Below are 21,379 nucleotides of genomic sequence, written 5' to 3'. Positions count from 1 at the left end.
TCAATACATCTGAAAATCATCACGAACGCACAGTATTTTTACTAAATAATTCTTGCTTAAAATATTACCATTTTTGTATTGCATTGTTCAAAATATTTGCCAACTTGTTGCCAAGTTTTAACAATATTGAATGAATAATACCTACAAATATGCGATTCAAATTACATCTAAAACCTGTTCAAGACAGACAAAAGCTACTTTTCAATTATCAGTATCCGCTACAAGCATGGCTTTATAAATTAATCTATCAAGCCGATGAGCATTATGCTTCTTTCTTACACAACAAAGGCTATGCCGTGCCTGATAGTTTTAAAACCTTCAAGCATTTTACTTTCTCATCCTTACAAATCTCCAAAGCCAAAGCTGTGCGAAAAGGTGATACGTATATGCTATTAAGTTCGGAGAATAGTTCTCTGATTGTATCTTTCTACATCGACAAAGCCGCAGAAGGTTTTATCATGGGATTGTTCCAAAATCAGCAACTCAGTATTTTCAACCGTGAATTACGAGCAGATTTTGTGGTAGAGCGAGTAGAAACCTTGCCAAATCCTTTTGAGGAAATTCCCGATGGAAGTATCATTACGCAGTCGTTCAAAACCATTTCGCCGATGGTGGTTTCTTGCAAAGAAGAAGGTTTAGACCAATACCTAAGCCCAGCAGATGAGCAATTTGCAGACTTCTTTGCCCTTAACCTAATAGACCGACACCGTACAATCGACGGCAATACAGGTATGAAAGTAGATGCCGCTTTCGCCAAAAATATTGTGAAATTCAAACTCCTTTCAGACCCTGAAAAGATAAAGAAACGAGGTTTTACCGTAAAAGAAGGCAAGCTCCGAGACGAAACAAAAGTAATTGGCTATTACGACTTTAGCTTTGAAGTAACCGCCCCAGCATCTTTGTTGAAAGTAGGCTATTTTGGTGGATTTGGTAAAGAAAGTAGTATGGGCTGTGGTTGTGTGGAGGTATGCTAATTACCGTTTAATAAGTTTTTGATTTTTATCAAGGCTTTTTATTTTCTTTTTTAGAAATTGAGAGAAATTAATAGTATAACCTAAAAACAAACAGAATTACCATTTGTGGTTCTATTCATTATATGAATAAATTTAATGATAAAACTCCCAAAAACCGTTTATTAGCGATTCTTAAGCTACTAATCGAGAGCCCGTATCAATATACAAAAGTCATGTTGGAAGCCAAGTTTAACGTTGGTAAAGACGCTATTTCTGATGATTTTGATGAATTAAAAGATGCTGGCTTTGATGTTCAATATGATAAAAAATATCGTTACGCCATTCTGCCCAGCAAGCCTTTACAACATTTAGAAGATATGTTGTTTTTCACGGAAGCTGAAAAGGAAATCTTGATAGATGCCCTTGCAAACAATGCAAAAGCTTCGGAGAAAAGAACAAAAAGGATGCAAGAAAAACTCAATACGATTTACGATGTATCGAAATTGGGAAGTAGTTTGTTTTCAAGGACTTTTCTCTCAAAAGCCAATTTGTTGGAACAAGCCAAGCAAGAGAAAAAAGTAGTAAAGCTTATCAATTATCGTTCGACCAATAGTAGCGATGTAAACAACCGTTTGGTAGAGCCATTTCAGGTAAGTGTAAAAGAGGATATACTTCATGCTTTTGAGGTAGAAAAGAAAGAGATTCGTCATTTTCGTATTTCACGAATTGAGCGAGTTGAATTGCTAAATACTGATTGGCAATACGAAACCAAGCACAATGTAATTGCTACTGACCCATTTAGGATTGTGAATAATAACAAAATAAAAGTACATATTTTGTTACGGGTGGGTGGATACAATGAACTGTTGGAACGTTTTCCTCTCACACAAGCCTATTTACAGCCATCTGCTACTCAACAAGGAATTTATGAATTTGAGTGTGACATTAACGAAAAATTTTACGGTTTGACCAATTTTATTTTGGGCTATCACGAGCATATTGTAGAAATCATCGAACCCGAAAGCCTCATTGAGCATATAAGAAATCATATTGGGAAAATAAATTTTTAGATTTTTGAGGGGTATGGGTAATAATACGGTAGGTTGGGGTGTAGGTTTGAAATATGAAAATTAGAAAATACAGAAAACAAATATATGCGTCTTCATATTAAACTATCAAAAAATACGAGTATAGTACCTTTCTCGTATCAGGAACAGCAAGTCAGTAAATTACATTATTGGCTTGGCAAAAATGAGATACACGATAAGTTATCTCTTTATTCTTTTTCATGGCTAAAAGATGGTCGTAAAGAAGGAAGCAAAGGTTTAAATTTTAGAACTGGGAGTCAGTTTTTTATTAGTTGTTATGAGAGTTCACTTATAAAACAGCTAATAAAAAGCATTCAGCAAGACAATGACTTTGGTTGGGGAATGAAAATCAAGGCTTTGACTCTTGAAAAAGAACCCGATTTTGAATATCAGCACCGCTTCTTGGTAGGTAGCCCTGTTTTTATCAAGCGTTCACAAGCTGAAGAAAAAGGGGCTAAATTCTTCTATTATAATGATAGAGAAGCAAGTCAATTTTTGACAGAAAGCTTACAACATAAACTGAATGATGCTGGATTGTCGTATGAAGATGTTTCTGTTCAGTTTGATGAATCTTATCAAAATCCAACGACTAAAGGAGTTACCTACAAAGGCATTTTCAACAAAGGCTCAATATGCCCTGTAATCATCAACGGAACACCCGAGCAATTGGCATTTGCTTGGAATGTCGGCGTAGGAAATTCAACAGGTATTGGCTTTGGCTCATTAATTTAAGATACAATGGAAAAATATTATGTAGTAAAATATAGCGGACAATTCGGTTTTATAAAGCCGTGGACTGCGGTAAGAGATAGTGAAACATTTTCACAACAATTTCTTACTCCTTCAATTGTTGAAGGTATTGAGAAAAAGCTATTTCCTGAGTTGTTGGGGGAAAATGGAATTAAAAAAATTGTAAGATATAGACTTTCTTACGCTCAAATTAATGCACAACAGGAGGTAATACAAACAAGAGGATGGAATTCTACTCGTCAGGGAAAACAGGTTTTATTCGATAGACCCAAAGCCATTTTATTGAGAGGAGTACTACTTGAACCCGACTTATTTCTGGTATTCAACACAAAGGAAGATGCCCAAAGAGCATTTACGCAACACATTTGCTTGTGTAGAAATGAAGATTTGTTATTTCCTGTATCAACAGAAGAAATTTTCATCAATCAATTTGACGAAGATATAGAGCGTTTTTCTGGCTATGAATTAATGTTCGAGAAAAACGAAAAATCGTTTATGGTGGGGTATCATCGTGTTACAAATGAACCTATGTATGGCTGGTTAAAAATAGTAGGAACACCTGTAAAACAATTCTAATGGAAAAGTTATACGCAAAATCAGGTCCAGAATGGACGAGCTTAGAAGACCACTTACATCATGTAGCTATTTCTGCCCAAAAATTTGCTAACCATTTGGGATTAGACCAAAATTTAGCCTATAAAGGGGCTATTCTTCACGATATAGGAAAAGCTCATCCTGCTTTTCAAGAACGTTTGTTAAGCAAAGGGGTAAAAGGAAAAACTTACAGGCACGAGATAGGCTCTCTTTTCTTTTTGTCTGTATTTCCTAAATCAGAATGGGATATATTAATTGAGATGGTAGTCGGTCATCATAAATCTGTCAAGAATGATAGTGGAGAAAAAGGATTGCTTGATTTAGATAAAGGTTATGACTATTTAGACCATCATTTAGGAAAATGGAATGAATGGAGTGATAGAGGAGTTGCCTTATTCAATCATTTTGGTATAGTCGCAACCTCCATTTCCAAAGAAGAAGCATTAGACAATCTTGAATACGTTATCAAGTATTGTAAGAAGAAAGTAAAGCAACGTGGTTATTCGGAATGGCGTGGTGTGTTAATGGGGGCAGACCATTTTGCCTCTGCACTAATTCATGATACAGAAAAGAATTTAGATAGATTATTCAAGTCGCCTAATCTATCTTCTTTTCAGAGAGAAAGTAAGCTATATCCATTATCTCAAGTTAAAAACTTTACTTCTGAAAAAAGACATACGATTGTTGTAGCTTGTACGGGTGCAGGAAAAACTGACTATCTATTTAAAAGATGTAGAGGACGAGTTTTTTATACGTTACCCTTCCAAGCATCTATCAATGCGATGTTTAAAAGAGTTGCAAACTTTCTCGAAAGTACAAATTCTGATTTGGATATTAGGGTTTTACACGCCGCTTCAAGTGTTGTAAAGAGAGGGAAAGATGAAGAAGAAAGTGTTTTACAGTCATTATTTGGCTCATCCGTTAAAATCTTGACTCCTCACCAATTAGCGGCTGTTGCTTTTGGGCTGAAAGGTTATGAAGCCTTATTATTAGACTTGAAAGGTTGTGATATTATTCTCGATGAAATTCATACATACTCAGGAGTTTCACAAGCCATTGTTTTGAAACTTATTGAGGTTTTAAATAAAATTGATTGTAGAATTCATATTGGAACGGCTACTATGCCAACGATACTCTATACCAGAATTCTTCAGTTATTAGGAGATAATGTATTAGAAACAAGCTTGCCACCTGACGAATTAGATAAATTTGACCGTCATAGAGTTCACAAAGTAGAGTCTTTTGATTCCACTAAACAATTGATTTCCAATGCTGTGAATAATAATGAAAAAGTTCTAATTGTTCTTAATACCGTTGATAAAGCCCAAGAAGTATATGCTTTGATTAAAGAGCTTTACCCCCAAACGCCAACGTTATTATTACATAGTAGATTTAGAAGAGGAGATAGAAATAGTAAAGAAAAGGACTTGTTAGGCTTAGATGAAAAAGGTGATTCTATCAATTTATTCAATACATCAAATAAAGCCTGTATTGTCGTTTCTACTCAGATTGTAGAGGTTAGCTTAGATATTAGTTTTGACATAATGGTGACGGAAACCGCACCTTTGGATGCACTTGTTCAACGGTTTGGCAGAATTAATAGAAAAAGAACGGAAGACACGATTGGTAAAATCAAGGATGTTTATGTGATTGCTCCGCCTGCCACAGAGAAAGAAGCGAAACCGTATGAGGTGGAAACCCTTCAACGAACATTTGAAGTGCTTGAAGATGGAGAAATACTTAAAGAAAGGAATTTGCAAGCAAAAATAGACCAAGTTTTCACAGAAATCAATTTTATTAAAATTGAAGAACACGCCATATTTAAAGAAGATGGTAGAATTACTATTGATTGTCTTACACACAATAGCAAATCCATTCTGTTTGAACTACTTGATATTGATTCAGTTGCTTGCATTAGAGAAGCAGACCAAGAGGAGTATGAGAAATCTTATTTTGAGAGAAGGCTCGAATTAGAGATTCCTGTACGATATTTTTCAGTGTGCAAAATGAATCAGATTGAAAAAGGCAACCGCCCGTTTGTTATACCAGACAAAGCATACAGTGAAGAAATGGGGCTTTTTGTAAGAGAAATAAAGGAAGAAAATTTTAACTCTAAATATCAATTATTATGATAACAACAGTTGTTGGAAAGACATTTTTAGAGGCATATAATCAAAAATATCAGACTCAAAAAACGCCAAAAGAGTTTTTTGAAGAGGTATATTTTGAATTGTTTTACAATCATTCAAAGTATATGCAATGGGTTAATAACTCACCAATGGTTCAGGGAATAACCTCAAGCGATAATAATATTTATGGTAGAGAAATAGGAAAAGCAAAACTGAAAAATACTGAGGAAGTTGTGAGAATAAAATCTCAATTAGCTATTCAGTTTGGAGAAAATAGAGTGCTGGAAAAAACCGATAAAAGTAAAGATAAAATCGTATTTCTTGAAATAAATGATGAAATTCAGAGAAGAGAGCGTTTAGCTAAATTTCATGAAAAAGTAGATACAGAAGACCCCGATGGGAGTTTTGTATTGGGTTATCCAGCATCTGCAAGCGAAGAGTTTGCGAGTACATCTGGTTTAGTTAGTGATTTAGATATTCCTACTACGGTTGATGATGCTTACCTTTCATGGATAGGTAGTGGCTTAGGCATTGGCGTTGCAGGAGGTTTTACAATTTTGTTTGATGACCCTGCTATTACGTTACAAACATTTGAAGGATGGAAAGTATATCGTAAATACCTTAAAGATGACGGACTGGATAAATTACGTGGAAATCAAATAAATACTTGGAATGGACAGTGGCTAAAATACTCTCTTGATGAAGATTTATTTAGAGAAGATTTTGATTTTGCAGAACTAACCAATAAGAAGATTTTTGAAGTTAGTTCTACATTGGTAGAAGTTAATACTGTTAATTGGTCAGAATTATTTTTTAGTCTTTCACAGCTTTACCCAAAAGGAGAATTAACAGGATATGTTTATGGTTTAGGTCAGACCAACAAAACCATTGGCTTTATACCTTTTTATTTCAAATCAGGGACAAGAATAATAGAAGTTTATAAACAGCTTTTTGGTTCGACAAACACAGATAAAAAGAAGTTTGAGGCACTTTTCGGCATGCACATAAAACGTGCTTGCGAACTTGGAAGTATTGGTTTACAAGCTTTACGTCCTGAAAAGTTAAAAGATTTCATGAGTAGCGATAAAACTATATCATTCAAAAAAGAAGAAGATACAATAAATTATTTTGCATATAAAACGTGGTTAGTAGCAATGCTTTCAAAAAACAAAGAAGAAATAACAGATTATACCCTTGACATAGCGGAGACTATTCTGAGGTATAGAAATGGGTCTAAAGGAACAGAAAGACCTAACTTGATTAACAAGGAATTATTTGCATCCAAAACTAAAAGAGGTTTTATAGATGCTTTAACTGTTATGGTTAAAGACTTAGATACCAATGATTTGGAACGAATAAAAAAATTAAAAGACGAAATACATCTAATGACCAATGAAGAATTTGGGTATTTCTGTACCCTGTTAAAATTTGATTACGCATTTCTTGAGAAAAAATCTTAAAAATATAAACTACAATAACAATGACAACGATTTATATTAGAACTTTAAAAAGAGCAGAGCACACTGTGTTTTGTGTGGCAGAAGGACAAAAAACGTATTATGATGTTCAATTCAACAAATATGTACCATTTTCAAGCGGACAACAAGTAAAACGGTCTTTGATAGATACATTGTGCAGTGAAATCAAACAAATCCCTTCTCCGACCACTTTTTTATTCGATATTAATAAGAAGAATGAAATGGAAGAGGGAGAAGTGTATGGGACTTGCGACCCTACTTACGCAGACCAACTATTTGGTGGTTGGATGAAAGCAGGAAAAGGCGGGAAAGACAGAACGCTTAAAAGAAGAAGTCCTTTGTCAATTTCAGCTATGAGAGCTTTACACCCACTTTTGGCTGGTACAGCAAAAGAAAATGCCTCATTTGACAGAAGCGAGAGACCTAACAACAGAGTTGTTGTTAGGGACTTAAACAATAATGAATTAAGTGATGATGATATTGTTGCTTATTTGGAAGGAAAAGATAGGAGTCTTAGTAGAAAATGGATTAAGCCTGCAAATAGAGCTACTGGGTTGTTTGTTTCTGATATTGCTATTGATTTAAGACGACTCTTTTCTGTTTCAGTTAATTCATTTGAGCCTGAAATGTCAGATTCTACTATTGAAAAACTTCGTTCAGAGGGTTGGATTGATTCAGAAAATGTATTTGGCAAATGCTTAGTAGCTCCTAAACCTCTCCGAGAAGAATGGATAAAAGGTTTGGCTAAAGCTCTTATTGATTGGAAAATAACATCTAATCAAGCCAGAACATTTAGTTTGATGGATACATTGGCTATTTCCATAAGCGATAATGCGAATCTTATTGCAGGTAGTATTCGTGCTAAACTTTCGGAAGAAGATTCTGACAAGGCAAATCCAATTATCGACGAATCGTTGAAAGGGGTTAATACGTTTATTACTTTACAGGCAGGAGGTTTTATCCAGACAAAAGGAGAAACATACGATGCCCTCGAAAAAGCAGAAGCACATCTTATCCAACTTCTCTCTGATTTTGATTACGAAAATCAGCTATAATCCTGTTAGCCCTATTCATTATCCATTTTTGAATGGGGCTAAATTTCAAATGTTATTCGCCTAAAAAACCTTTTGTGTTTTATTTTTTACATACAAACAAGCAACATGTTTATCGTACTTCGTAACCAAAAATAAGTTAAATGCGAAGGTGACCAATCATGCAATCATTTTCAAAATGATAGGAAAGCAATTATATCATTGTTGGTATAAATCTCGTAGAGACGATGCACCGCATCGTCTAATCACATCATTTAATCGCAATGTATGATAATCGTAAATAATCATTGTATATGATTTTTGGTGATGTGTAGGGTATTTGGGGGAATCTAAGGTTTTATTATCATCCTACATTTTTTTGATGATGGGAATGATATTTTGTGATATTTGAATTTGCATTCATCATATATGATTTTAGACGATGCGGTGCATCGTCTCTACGTTTTTTATATACGTGTTTTACATTTTAAATTGTGTCGTGATGGCTCTTTACAAAAATAAATACCGTATTGAATCCGCTCGATTGTCTTCTTGGGATTATGCTGGCGATGGTTTGTATTTTATTACCATTTGTACTAAAAACCGTGAACATTTCTTTGGCGAATGTAGCGATGGAAAAATGAAATTGTCAACGGCTGGGGCGATTGCACAAGGATTTTGGTTTGATATCCCCAATCATTTTTCGAATATATATCTGGGAGCGTTCGTAGTAATGCCCAATCATATACACGGTATATTGGGTTTAAGAAAGCCACAAGAGGAAACAGAAATTTCAAACAATACTCCTGCCGATGGGCATAAACTTGTAGGTAGAATCTCACCAAAAGCAGGGAGTTTACCTGTTGTGATAGGTTCGTTTAAATCGGTTTGTTCTAAACATATTCACAAAGCTTTGCCGACTCTCAATTTTGCTTGGCAAGAAAGATATTGGGATAATATTATTCGAGATGAGAAAGCCTACAATGTTATATCGGAGTATATTTTGAATAATCCTCAAAACTGGGATAAAGACAAATTCTATTGACTATGAACATCAACGCCACGCTTATCAACTACTATCATGTTTGTTACCGCAAACTTTGGCTTCATGCCAATGGTATCACGATGGAACATACTTCTGATATTGTTTCTGAAGGAAAGCTCATCGGAGAAGAAACCTATCCGCAACGTGCCGAGAAAAATCAGGAATTGGAAATTTTGTATGAACTCCCCTCTCAAGATGGAGAGGGGGCGGGGGTGAGGTTGTCTGCTAAAATTGACTTTTTTGATGCTCGCACAGGCATTGTGCATGAAACGAAAAAGTCGGCTGCGAAAGAGAAGGCTCATGTGGCTCAGGTAAAGTTTTATCTATATTTACTTCGTAAAAATGGCGTAAAGGCAACTTATGGCATGATTGATTACCCCAAAATTCGCCAAACGGAACGGGTAGATTTGCCAGAAGATGAAATGACGGAGCTTGAAGAATGGATTAAAGCCGTTGCCGAAATTATTCAACTTGAAAACTGTCCGCCTACTTTGGCGATTTCAAAGTGTAAATCGTGCAGTTACTTTGATTTTTGTTGGGTAGGAGAGGAGTAAACACTTCTTAAAGCTCGAATCGTTTGTTTTTGTATTGATTGGTCTTATAAAGCTCAAAATTTTTCATAGCATCATTTTAATTACTCAGATGAAAAAATCTTATTACCTATTTAACCCCGGACGATTGAGTCGAAAAGACAATACCCTTTGTTTTACGCCTGTAGATGAGCATGGCAACGAAGGACAAGCACGGCACATTCCAATAGAGTCGGTTGATAATCTGTATTGTTTTGGCAGTTTAGATGCCAACAGTGCCTTGTATAATTTTATGGGAAAACATCAGGTTGCAGTGCATTTTTTTGATTATTACGAACATTACACTGGCTCGTTTATGCCCAAAGAGTACTTGTTGGCAGGCAAAATGCAGGTGGCTCAAACAAGACATTACCTTTCAGATAAAAAGCGTTTGGTGATTGCCCAAACGTTAATCAATGGAGCGGCTTTTAATATGAGTCGAAATTTGAAGTATTATCAAAGTAGAGGTAAAGAAGTGTCGGAAGCATTGGCTCGAATGGAGGAATACACCCAACAAATAGCATTATGTAATAGAGTAGATGAGTTGATGGGTATTGAAGGAAATATTCGTCAAGCCTATTACAGTACTTTTGGTACAATTATCAATGATTTTGAAATGGGTAATCGAAGTAAACAGCCCCCACAAAATGAAGTAAATGCCCTGATTTCGTTTGGCAATATGATGTGTTATACAGTGTGTATCGACCAGATTTATCATACACAGCTTAATCCAACGATTAGTTTTTTGCATGAACCGGGTGTGAGGAGGTTTTCATTGGCATTGGATTTAGCAGAGATTTTCAAACCTATTTTGGTGGACAGAACGATATTTAGCGTCTTGAACAAAAAGCAAATACAAGCCAATGATTTTCGGAATGATACCAACCGTTGTGTTTTGAAGGATTCAGCACGCAAAACTTTTACTCAAGCTTTTGAGGACAGATTAAAAGAAACTTTTAAGCACAGAAGTTTAGGCAGAAATGTAAGCTATAAGCATTTAGTGAAGTTAGAGTGTTATAAACTGAGCAAACATATTTTAGGTATTGAAAATTACAAGCCATTTAAAATGATGTGGTAGTATCAATTAGTGAGTTGTGAGTGGTTTTGAATAAAGTTAATGACATTAAAACTTTGATTGAGATGTATGTAATATTAGTATATGATATAGGTGAAAAGCGAGTAGGCAAGATGTTGAAACATTGCCGAAAGTACTTAAATTGGATACAGAATTCGGTATTTGAAGGCGAAATCACCGAAGTAAAGTTGAAGGAATTAGTGTATAATGCCAAGAAAATAATGAAAGAAGAGGAAGACAGTTTGATTATCTTTAAGAGCAGAAACGAGCGATGGCTCGACAAAGAAATTATCGGACAAGAACGCATGAGTACAGATAATTTCCTTTAATACACTAACGTACATAGGTATAGGTAAGTCGTCGAAGTACACAAAGTTCATTGAAATCTTGATATTTTGAGAGCCAAAAGAAAAGAATTAAGCAGTAAGTGTCTGATATTCAAGAGTCGTCGAAGGTACGGTAAAAACCTATCATTATCCTTCGACGATTTTTTGATTGTATTTTCGGGAAAAAAAGTGCATTTTTGAAGTCTCAAAGCCATTTTCACAACGGCTTTTAATCGTACCATTATGGAATTGAAATATACTCAACAAAGCCGTGACCGTGCCGTAGCATCAACTTTTAATCGTACCATTATGGAATTGAAATAAAAAAACAGGCTCAGGCACAGGGTCAGGCTCAAGCCTTTTAATCGTACCATTATGGAATTGAAATTGCTTGTCTTTAGAAAGCATGTGGTAAAAACAGTTCCTTTTAATCGTACCATTATGGAATTGAAATGCTCCTCAACTTCCTTTATTTGTTCGGTCGTCATACTCCTTTTAATCGTACCATTATGGAATTGAAATATTACATCAATGTTCGCAAACGTGTTGTTTGATGCTACTTTTAATCGTACCATTATGGAATTGAAATTGGACTGCCTGCCGTGCGTGTATATATATGTAAGCAACTTTTAATCGTACCATTATGGAATTGAAATACACATTTCAGAATTACCTCATTCTACAAAAATTACTTTTAATCGTACCATTATGGAATTGAAATAGCTAAGCTTTTTCGGATTTTTACACCGTATTTATCTTTTAATCGTACCATTATGGAATTGAAATGTCTAAAAAAATTAAATTTTCTTCATAGTGAATAGGCTTTTAATCGTACCATTATGGAATTGAAATTCACTGGCATGATTTCTTTTTCAAGCCACCATCTTCTTTTAATCGTACCATTATGGAATTGAAATGTGACATACTGAGAAGTAACAATATCAATTATACTACTTTTAATCGTACCATTATGGAATTGAAATGAAAAAAGAAATAGTCTGAGGTAGATATATCTTCCATCTTTTAATCGTACCATTATGGAATTGAAATAAATTCTTTTTATACTCCTCAAATCTTTCCCACAAACTTTTAATCGTACCATTATGGAATTGAAATGTCGTGAAAGCACTTCCCCAACCTCGCAGGCATATCTTTTAATCGTACCATTATGGAATTGAAATAGCTCTGTATTAGAGCCTCCGACCTTTGTCGAAAAACTTTTAATCGTACCATTATGGAATTGAAATAGTACAACGATTACAACAACCGAGTTATCAACATTCTTTTAATCGTACCATTATGGAATTGAAATCATTTCAGACAGATTCACGACAAAGGATTCTGTTAACTTTTAATCGTACCATTATGGAATTGAAATTCAATCGAATGCAAAATCCAATGATGTTCCTCCTGACTTTTAATCGTACCATTATGGAATTGAAATTTTAATTCTAATAAACAATATTCAATACTTTCATCTCTTTTAATCGTACCATTATGGAATTGAAATCCAGCGAAAACAAATCAGACAATGTCAGCGGAAACTTTTAATCGTACCATTATGGAATTGAAATGCGAAATCTTAACAAACTCATGCAATCTCCCTTCCTCTTTTAATCGTACCATTATGGAATTGAAATGAGCCATCAACTTTCACACGGTTTTTAGGATTTTTGTCTTTTAATCGTACCATTATGGAATTGAAATCCCAAAGAGTTCTTTCGCAAATCATTGTTCTCGATCACTTTTAATCGTACCATTATGGAATTGAAATATTCGGGTATCAAAAGAATGTAGAATGTGCGAAAACTTTTAATCGTACCATTATGGAATTGAAATAACAATCGCAATAACAAAACCAACAATCCCTACACCTTTTAATCGTACCATTATGGAATTGAAATACCAATCTTTCCCCTTCAACAAAAGGGCTTATAGAAACTTTTAATCGTACCATTATGGAATTGAAATTGTTTCACACCTCCTTTCTTTTAGCGTTATTGAAACTTTTAATCGTACCATTATGGAATTGAAATTGCACACTTGTAATAAAAGTTTCTGTTCCTGAAACTTCTTTTAATCGTACCATTATGGAATTGAAATGTAACAAAACATAAAGCCTTTTGAAAGTCTTCTATTCTTTTAATCGTACCATTATGGAATTGAAATATTTGACCAGTTATCAAAACGTTAATATCCTTACTTACTTTTAATCGTACCATTATGGAATTGAAATAAGAAATGAAGTAAGATTCATTTTTATTTCTCTGGTTCTTTTAATCGTACCATTATGGAATTGAAATATCCATTGTGGTAATTAGTTCATGTTCAAAGATTTTCTTTTAATCGTACCATTATGGAATTGAAATTGCAGACTTTTGCAAATCTTTTTTGTATTCAGCACGCTTTTAATCGTACCATTATGGAATTGAAATAACGGTTTGCTTTGGTCATTCTTGTATGTGGTAAAGTCTTTTAATCGTACCATTATGGAATTGAAATGAACTACCAGAAGAAGAAATCAACAAAATTGTTGAACCTTTTAATCGTACCATTATGGAATTGAAATGAAATAATACCTACTCTTGGAGTAGTGGTTACTCTATTCTTTTAATCGTACCATTATGGAATTGAAATGATAGGTATAAGTAAAAATTGAAACACCGTATTTTGTCTTTTAATCGTACCATTATGGAATTGAAATGTAAACTTGTCATGGCATCTTTGATGTTGGCTTGCTCTTTTAATCGTACCATTATGGAATTGAAATCTCAATTTTATGAGTGGCTTTTTTGTTATCAAAATCTTTTAATCGTACCATTATGGAATTGAAATAAAGAAAAAATACAATAACAATCTATTCCCGACTAACCTTTTAATCGTACCATTATGGAATTGAAATGTATTTACATTTTCAGCAAAGTAAGAAGCAACGCCTTCTTTTAATCGTACCATTATGGAATTGAAATTCGGTGGCAAAAATTACCGCCCTCCTCGCTATCGGTCCTTTTAATCGTACCATTATGGAATTGAAATACATTTGATAAATCAAGCGATTTGCCTACTTTTAGCTTTTAATCGTACCATTATGGAATTGAAATACAACTAAGCTTTTGGAGAACCTTGTTTTACTATTCTTTTAATCGTACCATTATGGAATTGAAATAATTTAGACTAAAAGACATACCTACCTACTCAGGACTTTTAATCGTACCATTATGGAATTGAAATAGTCCTGTTTTCAATATCTTTAATGCCTAATGCTATCTTTTAATCGTACCATTATGGAATTGAAATTCGCTTTCGCAAGCAATCACTTCTTTTGCACCGTGAACTTTTAATCGTACCATTATGGAATTGAAATTCGACAAACACAAACCTCTAAAGTACCGATTAGATTGCTTTTAATCGTACCATTATGGAATTGAAATATCATAAAACCGTAAAACTATCATGCAAAACAACCTCTTTTAATCGTACCATTATGGAATTGAAATGACAATCGCAATAACAAAACCAACAATCCCTACTCCCTTTTAATCGTACCATTATGGAATTGAAATTAACCCAATCAACAAAAGGTCTTTCAGATATTTCTTTCTTTTAATCGTACCATTATGGAATTGAAATCGAAGAAGCTTTGGCAGAACTATCAAAGCAAGATAACTTTTAATCGTACCATTATGGAATTGAAATGTTATCTTGTACTCTAAAAGGTGCTGTATCTCTGCTTGCCTTTTAATCGTACCATTATGGAATTGAAATACGCTATCAGATTACATGATAGAAAACATAAGTGATGCTTTTAATCGTACCATTATGGAATTGAAATAGTAATATTTAAAGTGTTGCCTAATCTCAAATAAAGGCTTTTAATCGTACCATTATGGAATTGAAATAACAAAAGCTTGCTTATTAAAGTACTTTGGTTCTACTTTTAATCGTACCATTATGGAATTGAAATACGGCTAAAATTAAGCTTGTTGTCGGTGACATTTCGCTTTTAATCGTACCATTATGGAATTGAAATGTTGTAGTTGAGGCGACTGATACCCAAATATGGGCATACTGTAAACTACAAAGAAAAACTCTTTTAATCGTACCATTATGGAATTGAAATGTTGTAGTTGAGGCGACTGATACTGGTTTGGCAAATACTTTTAATCGTACCATTATGGAATTGAAATATACTTAGTAAGTATTTTTCTGCTAATTCTTCTGCTTTTAATCGTACCATTATGGAATTGAAATATTCCAATTCCGTAGTTGGTACTTGATACCGTAACTTTTAATCGTACCATTATGGAATTGAAATGATTTTCAGCACGATAAACAGGAATATCTATGACACTTTTAATCGTACCATTATGGAATTGAAATACAACCGTACTTTTTCCTATTTGTGCGTTAGGGATTACTTTTAATCGTACCATTATGGAATTGAAATTCCTTTGTTATCGTAGTCGCTATGGCAATCCTTACACTTTTAATCGTACCATTATGGAATTGAAATAACTTAGTGGCCCCGCCTTTGTCATATTTTACAACCACTTTTAATCGTACCATTATGGAATTGAAATTTATGGTCGATATAAGTTCCCATAGAGTTACGGCTCTTTTAATCGTACCATTATGGAATTGAAATGATTGCTCAAGAAAAAGGCTTTGAATGCCCTAACTGCTTTTAATCGTACCATTATGGAATTGAAATGAACTTTTTTAGGTACAACGATGCAATAGCCTTAACCCTTTTAATCGTACCATTATGGAATTGAAATCTTTTCTTACTTTTCATTCATTTCATTGTGTCAACTTTTAATCGTACCATTATGGAATTGAAATGCTTTTGGGTTTTGGTCTTTTCATCAATTTCTTTTTTCTTTTAATCGTACCATTATGGAATTGAAATAAGTAAGTTTGTTTGACCATTGCCTTATTGAATCTTCTTTTAATCGTACCATTATGGAATTGAAATTCTTTTAAAATTCTAAGTATGATACAACAACAAAAAACTTTTAATCGTACCATTATGGAATTGAAATTTTTACAAGCTATAAGGGATGTAAAAACAAGAAATTCTTTTAATCGTACCATTATGGAATTGAAATGTTGAAAAGGTTCAAACAGTAATAAACGGTGGGCTACTTTTAATCGTACCATTATGGAATTGAAATATATTTACAGGTAAATACTTTTTTGGAGTAAACTGGTCTTTTAATCGTACCATTATGGAATTGAAATAAGGAGCGATTTCACTTGTTAGTAATTCTCCGTTTCTTTTAATCGTACCATTATGGAATTGAAATTTGTCACACCGTCTGAAAATACAATTGTTCCGTCTGTCTTTTAATCGTACCATTATGGAATTGAAATTGAGGGGGAGTTGATTAAGGTTGTGGCTGATAATGCTTTTAATCGTACCATTATGGAATTGAAATATGTACGATATGTGAATAGACTTCGCATTATGTCCAGCTTTTAATCGTACCATTATGGAATTGAAATTTGAGCATAATGGCCGAAAATGTTTTTTTTCGGTCCTTTTAATCGTACCATTATGGAATTGAAATTTTTGGGAAATCTTGCAAGGTGACAAAAAACAAGGCCTTTTAATCGTACCATTATGGAATTGAAATCTTCTAAAATTCACCTTCTCTTTTACCGCTTGCGACTTTTAATCGTACCATTATGGAATTGAAATCGGAGCAATATCGCCAAACCCGGTTGACTGTTTTGCTTTTAATCGTACCATTATGGAATTGAAATAAAGCTTCATCGACTCCTAACATCGTAGGGGTTAACTTTTAATCGTACCATTATGGAATTGAAATAAACTTGTTGTCTTGATAATTTTATAATGCCGGGTTCTTTTAATCGTACCATTATGGAATTGAAATTGAAACTGTCAAGCCATCTTTCGATACTAAACCTGCACTTTTAATCGTACCATTATGGAATTGAAATATACCAGTCTGGTACATACACTACGACTGAGCTATGTCCCTTATATTAATTCAGGCTATAACTTTTAATCGTACCATTATGGAATTGAAATATACCAGTCTGGTACATACACTACTACTGAAGCTCCCTTTTAATCGTACCATTATGGAATTGAAATTTTCCAATCACTAAATCACTAAATCACTAAATCACCTTTTAATCGTACCATTATGGAATTGAAATGCCTTAAAACGTTGGCTTTTTTTGTATTTCTCTAATTCTTTTAATCGTACCATTATGGAATTGAAATTAACTGTTAATAAGGAAATTATTAATAAGGTCTTGATCTTTTAATCGTACCATTATGGAATTGAAATAGTGCAGATTTTAAAGAGCTTTCCGACGGCTACTTCCCTTTTAATCGTACCATTATGGAATTGAAATAATGCGGTTCGCAAGGGTAAAAGGATAGCAAATTTGCCTTTTAATCGTACCATTATGGAATTGAAATTTCCGAAAATAAGCTTACACATTGATTCACTTATACTTTTAATCGTACCATTATGGAATTGAAATTTCCGAAAATAAGCTTACACATTGATTCACTTATATCCTTTTAATCGTACCATTATGGAATTGAAATTTACTTACACCCCTTACGATGACCGTTCAGGGCGTTCTTTTAATCGTACCATTATGGAATTGAAATCTACATACCTCATTGTTTACGGAACACGTCATCATGGCTTTTAATCGTACCATTATGGAATTGAAATATGCCAAAAACAGCATATAAAAGCCGTATAGTGGACTCTTTTAATCGTACCATTATGGAATTGAAATGAAAAAGTTTATGGTTTAGTTTACGATGAAAATACTCTTTTAATCGTACCATTATGGAATTGAAATTGCCTCAGCCTTCCAGTATTTTGCATTCTCTTGAATCCTTTTAATCGTACCATTATGGAATTGAAATTTTTTTAAAAAATACAATTATTAAAATTACCTACAAACTTTTAATCGTACCATTATGGAATTGAAATTTTATTCTGCCTGATGGAAAAAGAGTTTGGTTCTACTTTTAATCGTACCATTATGGAATTGAAATTATTAATTTATGCTAATTGTTTCACCCGAAGGCTTAGTCTTTTAATCGTACCATTATGGAATTGAAATAAATCCATTTGCGAATAAATCAAAAGAAAAGAAATTCTTTTAATCGTACCATTATGGAATTGAAATACGGCACAGAAGTAACTAAGAAGTCAATATTTTCACCTTTTAATCGTACCATTATGGAATTGAAATACCAAAAACTTTTGCGAGTAAGGCAAAAAGAGCAGTCTTTTAATCGTACCATTATGGAATTGAAATCGTGCTTACCTATCCTTTAAGTTGCATCCCTGCATTCTTTTAATCGTACCATTATGGAATTGAAATTTGATTTACGCTCACTCAAATACTGAGAGACAAAGGCAACTTTTAATCGTATCATTATGGAATTGAAATTGATTTAAAGGGTGAATATGCTTTGAGCTTCAATAACCTTTTAATCGTACCATTATGGAATTGAAATACGGAAAGTCTGTGGATGCTGCGATATGGGAAGAAGCTTTTAATCGTACCATTATGGAATTGAAATATCTCTTGCATAAATCATTTCACTTTCAGCAGGATTCTTTTAATCGTACCATTATGGAATTGAAATATTGAACCCTACTGATAAAACCTTTATGGATTTTGTGCTTTTAATCGTACCATTATGGAATTGAAATGTGCGTAAAAAACGATTATGTTTAATGTGTTTTTCTTCTTTTAATCGTACCATTATGGAATTGAAATAAGCCTTTATGTCCACAACTTCAAGCCCATACAAAGCCTTTTAATCGTACCATTATGGAATTGAAATTTTTGGCAGAGTTCGACGTAAACGCCAACAACCCAACTTTTAATCGTACCATTATGGAATTGAAATTTCAAAGCATTAAGTGAAGCAATTAAAACTTATAGACTTTTAATCGTACCATTATGGAATTGAAATGTTGGCATTTCCCGTCAAAAGGTTGTCGCCAACTGTCTTTTAATCGTACCATTATGGAATTGAAATCAAGTATAAAAAATTGTTTCTTTTTCTAAGATTTGTCTTTTAATCGTACCATTATGGAATTGAAATAGTGACGCTAATTAACCGTGACGAACAAAGATTCTTAACTTTTAATCGTACCATTATGGAATTGAAATTTCTTTTAGTTTACCAATCCAGTACTTTTCTATCACTCTTTTAATCGTACCATTATGGAATTGAAATGTCTCTTGCAACAATCATACAAAGTGCGTTCAAGTCCTTTTAATCGTACCATTATGGAATTGAAATAATATCAATAATTCGGCTGACGAACAAAAAACCCCCGTCTTTTAATCGTACCATTATGGAATTGAAATAAAAGTAAAAGCGTAGTGAAATGAAATGAAACGGGTACTTTTAATCGTACCATTATGGAATTGAAATAGCTTCTGGTGGGTCTTGGTCGAGAAAGTTTTGTAACCTTTTAATCGTACCATTATGGAATTGAAATGAATAAAATTAACGCAAGACTACGCTAAAAAAGAACTTTTAATCGTACCATTATGGAATTGAAATAGCAGTGTTCACACTTAACGGTTTTAATTCTAATTTCTTTTAATCGTACCATTATGGAATTGAAATGTTTGACTACGAAGAATATTCACAGGCAATGTTATCACTTTTAATCGTACCATTATGGAATTGAAACGTATTGATAGCTATGCAAAAGACAAGAAAATGAAACTTTTAATCGTACCACTATGGAATTGAAACTTTCTTGAATGGCTTAAAGCGAACTGGCTTTGGTTTCTTTTAATCGTACCACTATGGAATTGAAACCACCGTTTGTACTTTGTACAGGTTGTCAACAGCTGCTTTTAATCTTACCATTATAGAATTGAAATATATAACAGCATTTACGGACGTGTGTGTGGACGGGGCTTTTAATCGAACCCCATTTTAGAATTGAAATAAACGCCTTTATTTGTGTTGACATTTTTACTTTTTATTTGACCAATAAAAATATTTGGAATTTTGACGCATTATTGCGACTTTTGTCGGGCTGAAATAAGATAATAGCATGAAAGTAAAAGAATTACTCAAAATTTTACATGATGATGGTTGGATAAACAAAGTTCAAAAGGGGAGTCATTTACAACTAATTCATTCAACTAAAGAAGGTAAGGTAACTGTGCCAATTCACGGTGGAGATATTCCTAAAGGCACACTTAACAGTATTCTTAAACAAGCTGGACTTAAATAGAATGATTTTAAAAATCATAATCATTTCACTACTACTTAAAATTGATACTCAGATTAGCTTGGTTGTTGGGTATTCTCCCGTTAATCGAATCATAAACGAATTGAAACATTCAACCCAACTTTGATTCATCACAAGGTGAATTACTTATAATCAGACCATAAAGGAATTGAAATGTGATGAATCTCTCTTGATTTTTGCCTATCTCATTGAACTTTTAATCGTACCATAGTGGAATTGAAACATCTGTAGGATAGGTATTTGGTTGCTCGTTGTGGCTAACTTTAATTCATACAGATAAAATTTTAAAATAAAATGGAAAAAATTAATCTAATCATCGAAAATGCCAAAGATGGAGTCTTTTGGGGGCGAGTGAATTATGAAGATGACTTACTCGTTGATAGTGCTGAAAGTTTAGAGCAACTACAAACTAAGATGAAGGGTTTGCTATTTGATTTTCACGATTTAGAAGCAAATAATATTGATTTTGATATTAGCTATGATTTAAGTGCTTTCTTTGATAGCTTCTCTTTCCTAAAAATTTCAGAAATTGCTAAGCATGCAGGTATAAATGCAAGTCTGCTTAGGCACTATGTAGCTGGAAGTAAGACAGCAAGCAAGGCACAAATTTTGAAGCTACAAGATGCTGTTCACAAAGTTGGCAGTGAACTAATGGCAGTAAACCTTGTATGATATTTTAAAAATAAGTGAATATTTTGTTATGGCTGTGTAAGTGTAATCCAGCCTTTTCTTTTATTGTCTTCTAATTTTACTTGGGTCAAAAAATATTAACTTACTCAAAAAATTATAGGTTACTCTATTTTCAAAAAAATAGGCGTTATAGTTTTCATCTAATTTCAAACCTGTAATCATACCATTCCAGATTTGAAACACAAAAGCCTAAAATCTCACAGCTCATCGCTTATAGCTTTCACATTTTTGCTTAAAAAATGGCTATTTCTTCGGAATTGATAACCATTCAGCCCTGATATGCGTTTTAAGTTTATCAGGGTTTTTTGTGTGAAATAAAATTAAATTACAGAATCACGTATCTTTGCATCGAACAATTCAC

13 protein-coding genes and 1 CRISPR repeat array are annotated in these 21,379 nt (G+C 33.5%); all 13 genes read left to right on the top strand.

The window, feature by feature from the left end; genetic code table 11:
• Window positions 1-149 precede the first annotated feature (149 nt).
• Window positions 150-974, top strand: a complete 825-nt coding sequence (gene cas6, locus VB248_RS03510) for a CRISPR-associated endoribonuclease Cas6 (protein ID WP_323295348.1) — start codon at window positions 150-152, stop codon at window positions 972-974.
• Between the two features lie 212 nt (window positions 975-1,186).
• Window positions 1,187-2,023, top strand: a complete 837-nt coding sequence (locus VB248_RS03505) for a helix-turn-helix transcriptional regulator (RefSeq protein WP_323295347.1) — start codon at window positions 1,187-1,189, stop codon at window positions 2,021-2,023.
• 84 nt (window positions 2,024-2,107) lie between these two features.
• Window positions 2,108-2,773: a CRISPR-associated endoribonuclease Cas6 gene (gene cas6, locus VB248_RS03500; protein WP_323295346.1), complete on the top strand. Its 666-nt coding sequence runs from the start codon at window positions 2,108-2,110 to the stop codon at window positions 2,771-2,773.
• Between the two features lie 6 nt (window positions 2,774-2,779).
• Entirely contained in the window at window positions 2,780-3,367 is a 588-nt protein-coding gene (locus VB248_RS03495) for a hypothetical protein (protein ID WP_323295345.1), read from the top strand.
• On the top strand, window positions 3,367-5,517 hold the full coding sequence (cas3, locus tag VB248_RS03490; RefSeq protein ID WP_323295344.1) for a CRISPR-associated helicase Cas3': 2,151 nt from the start codon (window positions 3,367-3,369) through the stop codon (window positions 5,515-5,517). Before VB248_RS03495 ends, cas3 begins: the two co-directional genes overlap by 1 nt.
• Complete coding sequence (locus VB248_RS03485) at window positions 5,514-6,974, top strand: hypothetical protein (RefSeq protein WP_323295343.1); 1,461 nt, start codon at window positions 5,514-5,516, stop codon at window positions 6,972-6,974. Before cas3 ends, VB248_RS03485 begins: the two co-directional genes overlap by 4 nt.
• Before the next feature lie 20 nt (window positions 6,975-6,994).
• Window positions 6,995-8,047, top strand: coding sequence for a CRISPR-associated protein Cas7 (locus VB248_RS03480; protein WP_323295342.1), 1,053 nt, complete (start codon window positions 6,995-6,997; stop codon window positions 8,045-8,047).
• Between the two features lie 478 nt (window positions 8,048-8,525).
• Window positions 8,526-9,068, top strand: coding sequence for a transposase (locus tag VB248_RS03475; RefSeq protein WP_323295341.1), 543 nt, complete (start codon window positions 8,526-8,528; stop codon window positions 9,066-9,068).
• A gap of 2 nt (window positions 9,069-9,070) precedes the next feature.
• Window positions 9,071-9,622 (top strand): CRISPR-associated protein Cas4, encoded by a 552-nt coding sequence (gene cas4 / locus VB248_RS03470; protein WP_323295340.1) that lies wholly within the window; start codon window positions 9,071-9,073, stop codon window positions 9,620-9,622.
• An 88-nt stretch (window positions 9,623-9,710) separates the two neighbouring features.
• Complete coding sequence (gene cas1b / locus VB248_RS03465; protein ID WP_323295339.1) at window positions 9,711-10,715, top strand: type I-B CRISPR-associated endonuclease Cas1b; 1,005 nt, start codon at window positions 9,711-9,713, stop codon at window positions 10,713-10,715.
• A 62-nt stretch (window positions 10,716-10,777) separates the two neighbouring features.
• Entirely contained in the window at window positions 10,778-11,041 is a 264-nt protein-coding gene (cas2, locus tag VB248_RS03460; RefSeq protein ID WP_323295338.1) for a CRISPR-associated endonuclease Cas2, read from the top strand.
• Between the two features lie 223 nt (window positions 11,042-11,264).
• Window positions 11,265-19,951: a CRISPR direct-repeat array (repeat unit 30 nt; unit sequence CTTTTAATCGTACCATTATGGAATTGAAAT).
• Between the two features lie 176 nt (window positions 19,952-20,127).
• The gene (locus VB248_RS03455) at window positions 20,128-20,310 is read left to right on the top strand and encodes a type II toxin-antitoxin system HicA family toxin (protein WP_323295337.1); all 183 of its coding nucleotides are present in this window, start codon (window positions 20,128-20,130) and stop codon (window positions 20,308-20,310) included.
• 312 nt (window positions 20,311-20,622) lie between these two features.
• Window positions 20,623-21,000 (top strand): hypothetical protein, encoded by a 378-nt coding sequence (locus tag VB248_RS03450; protein WP_323295336.1) that lies wholly within the window; start codon window positions 20,623-20,625, stop codon window positions 20,998-21,000.
• The last annotated feature ends 379 nt before the right edge of the window (window positions 21,001-21,379 follow it).

Origin of the sequence: Arcicella rigui (assembly GCF_034929435.1) — a bacterium.
Taxonomy (GTDB): Bacteria; Bacteroidota; Bacteroidia; order Cytophagales; family Spirosomataceae; genus Arcicella; species Arcicella rigui.
The sequence above is the reverse complement of the archived record's forward strand: the minus strand, read 5'-3'. Positions and strand labels throughout refer to the sequence as shown.

Excerpts from the sequence above, each read along its gene's own strand:
- cas2 (WP_323295338.1), top strand. The coding sequence starts at position 10,778 with ATGTATGTAATATTAGTATATGATATAGGTGAAAAGCGAGTAGGCAAG.
- cas3 (WP_323295344.1), top strand. The coding sequence starts at position 3,367 with ATGGAAAAGTTATACGCAAAATCAGGTCCAGAATGGACGAGCTTAGAA.
- cas6 (WP_323295348.1), top strand. The coding sequence starts at position 150 with ATGCGATTCAAATTACATCTAAAACCTGTTCAAGACAGACAAAAGCTA.
- cas1b (WP_323295339.1), top strand. The coding sequence starts at position 9,711 with ATGAAAAAATCTTATTACCTATTTAACCCCGGACGATTGAGTCGAAAA.
- cas6 (WP_323295346.1), top strand. The coding sequence starts at position 2,108 with ATGCGTCTTCATATTAAACTATCAAAAAATACGAGTATAGTACCTTTC.
- cas4 (WP_323295340.1), top strand. The coding sequence starts at position 9,071 with ATGAACATCAACGCCACGCTTATCAACTACTATCATGTTTGTTACCGC.
- VB248_RS03505 (WP_323295347.1), top strand. The coding sequence starts at position 1,187 with ATGTTGGAAGCCAAGTTTAACGTTGGTAAAGACGCTATTTCTGATGAT.
- VB248_RS03495 (WP_323295345.1), top strand. The coding sequence starts at position 2,780 with ATGGAAAAATATTATGTAGTAAAATATAGCGGACAATTCGGTTTTATA.
- VB248_RS03455 (WP_323295337.1), top strand. The coding sequence starts at position 20,128 with ATGAAAGTAAAAGAATTACTCAAAATTTTACATGATGATGGTTGGATA.
- VB248_RS03480 (WP_323295342.1), top strand. The coding sequence starts at position 6,995 with ATGACAACGATTTATATTAGAACTTTAAAAAGAGCAGAGCACACTGTG.
- VB248_RS03485 (WP_323295343.1), top strand. The coding sequence starts at position 5,514 with ATGATAACAACAGTTGTTGGAAAGACATTTTTAGAGGCATATAATCAA.
- VB248_RS03450 (WP_323295336.1), top strand. The coding sequence starts at position 20,623 with ATGGAAAAAATTAATCTAATCATCGAAAATGCCAAAGATGGAGTCTTT.
- VB248_RS03475 (WP_323295341.1), top strand. The coding sequence starts at position 8,526 with ATGGCTCTTTACAAAAATAAATACCGTATTGAATCCGCTCGATTGTCT.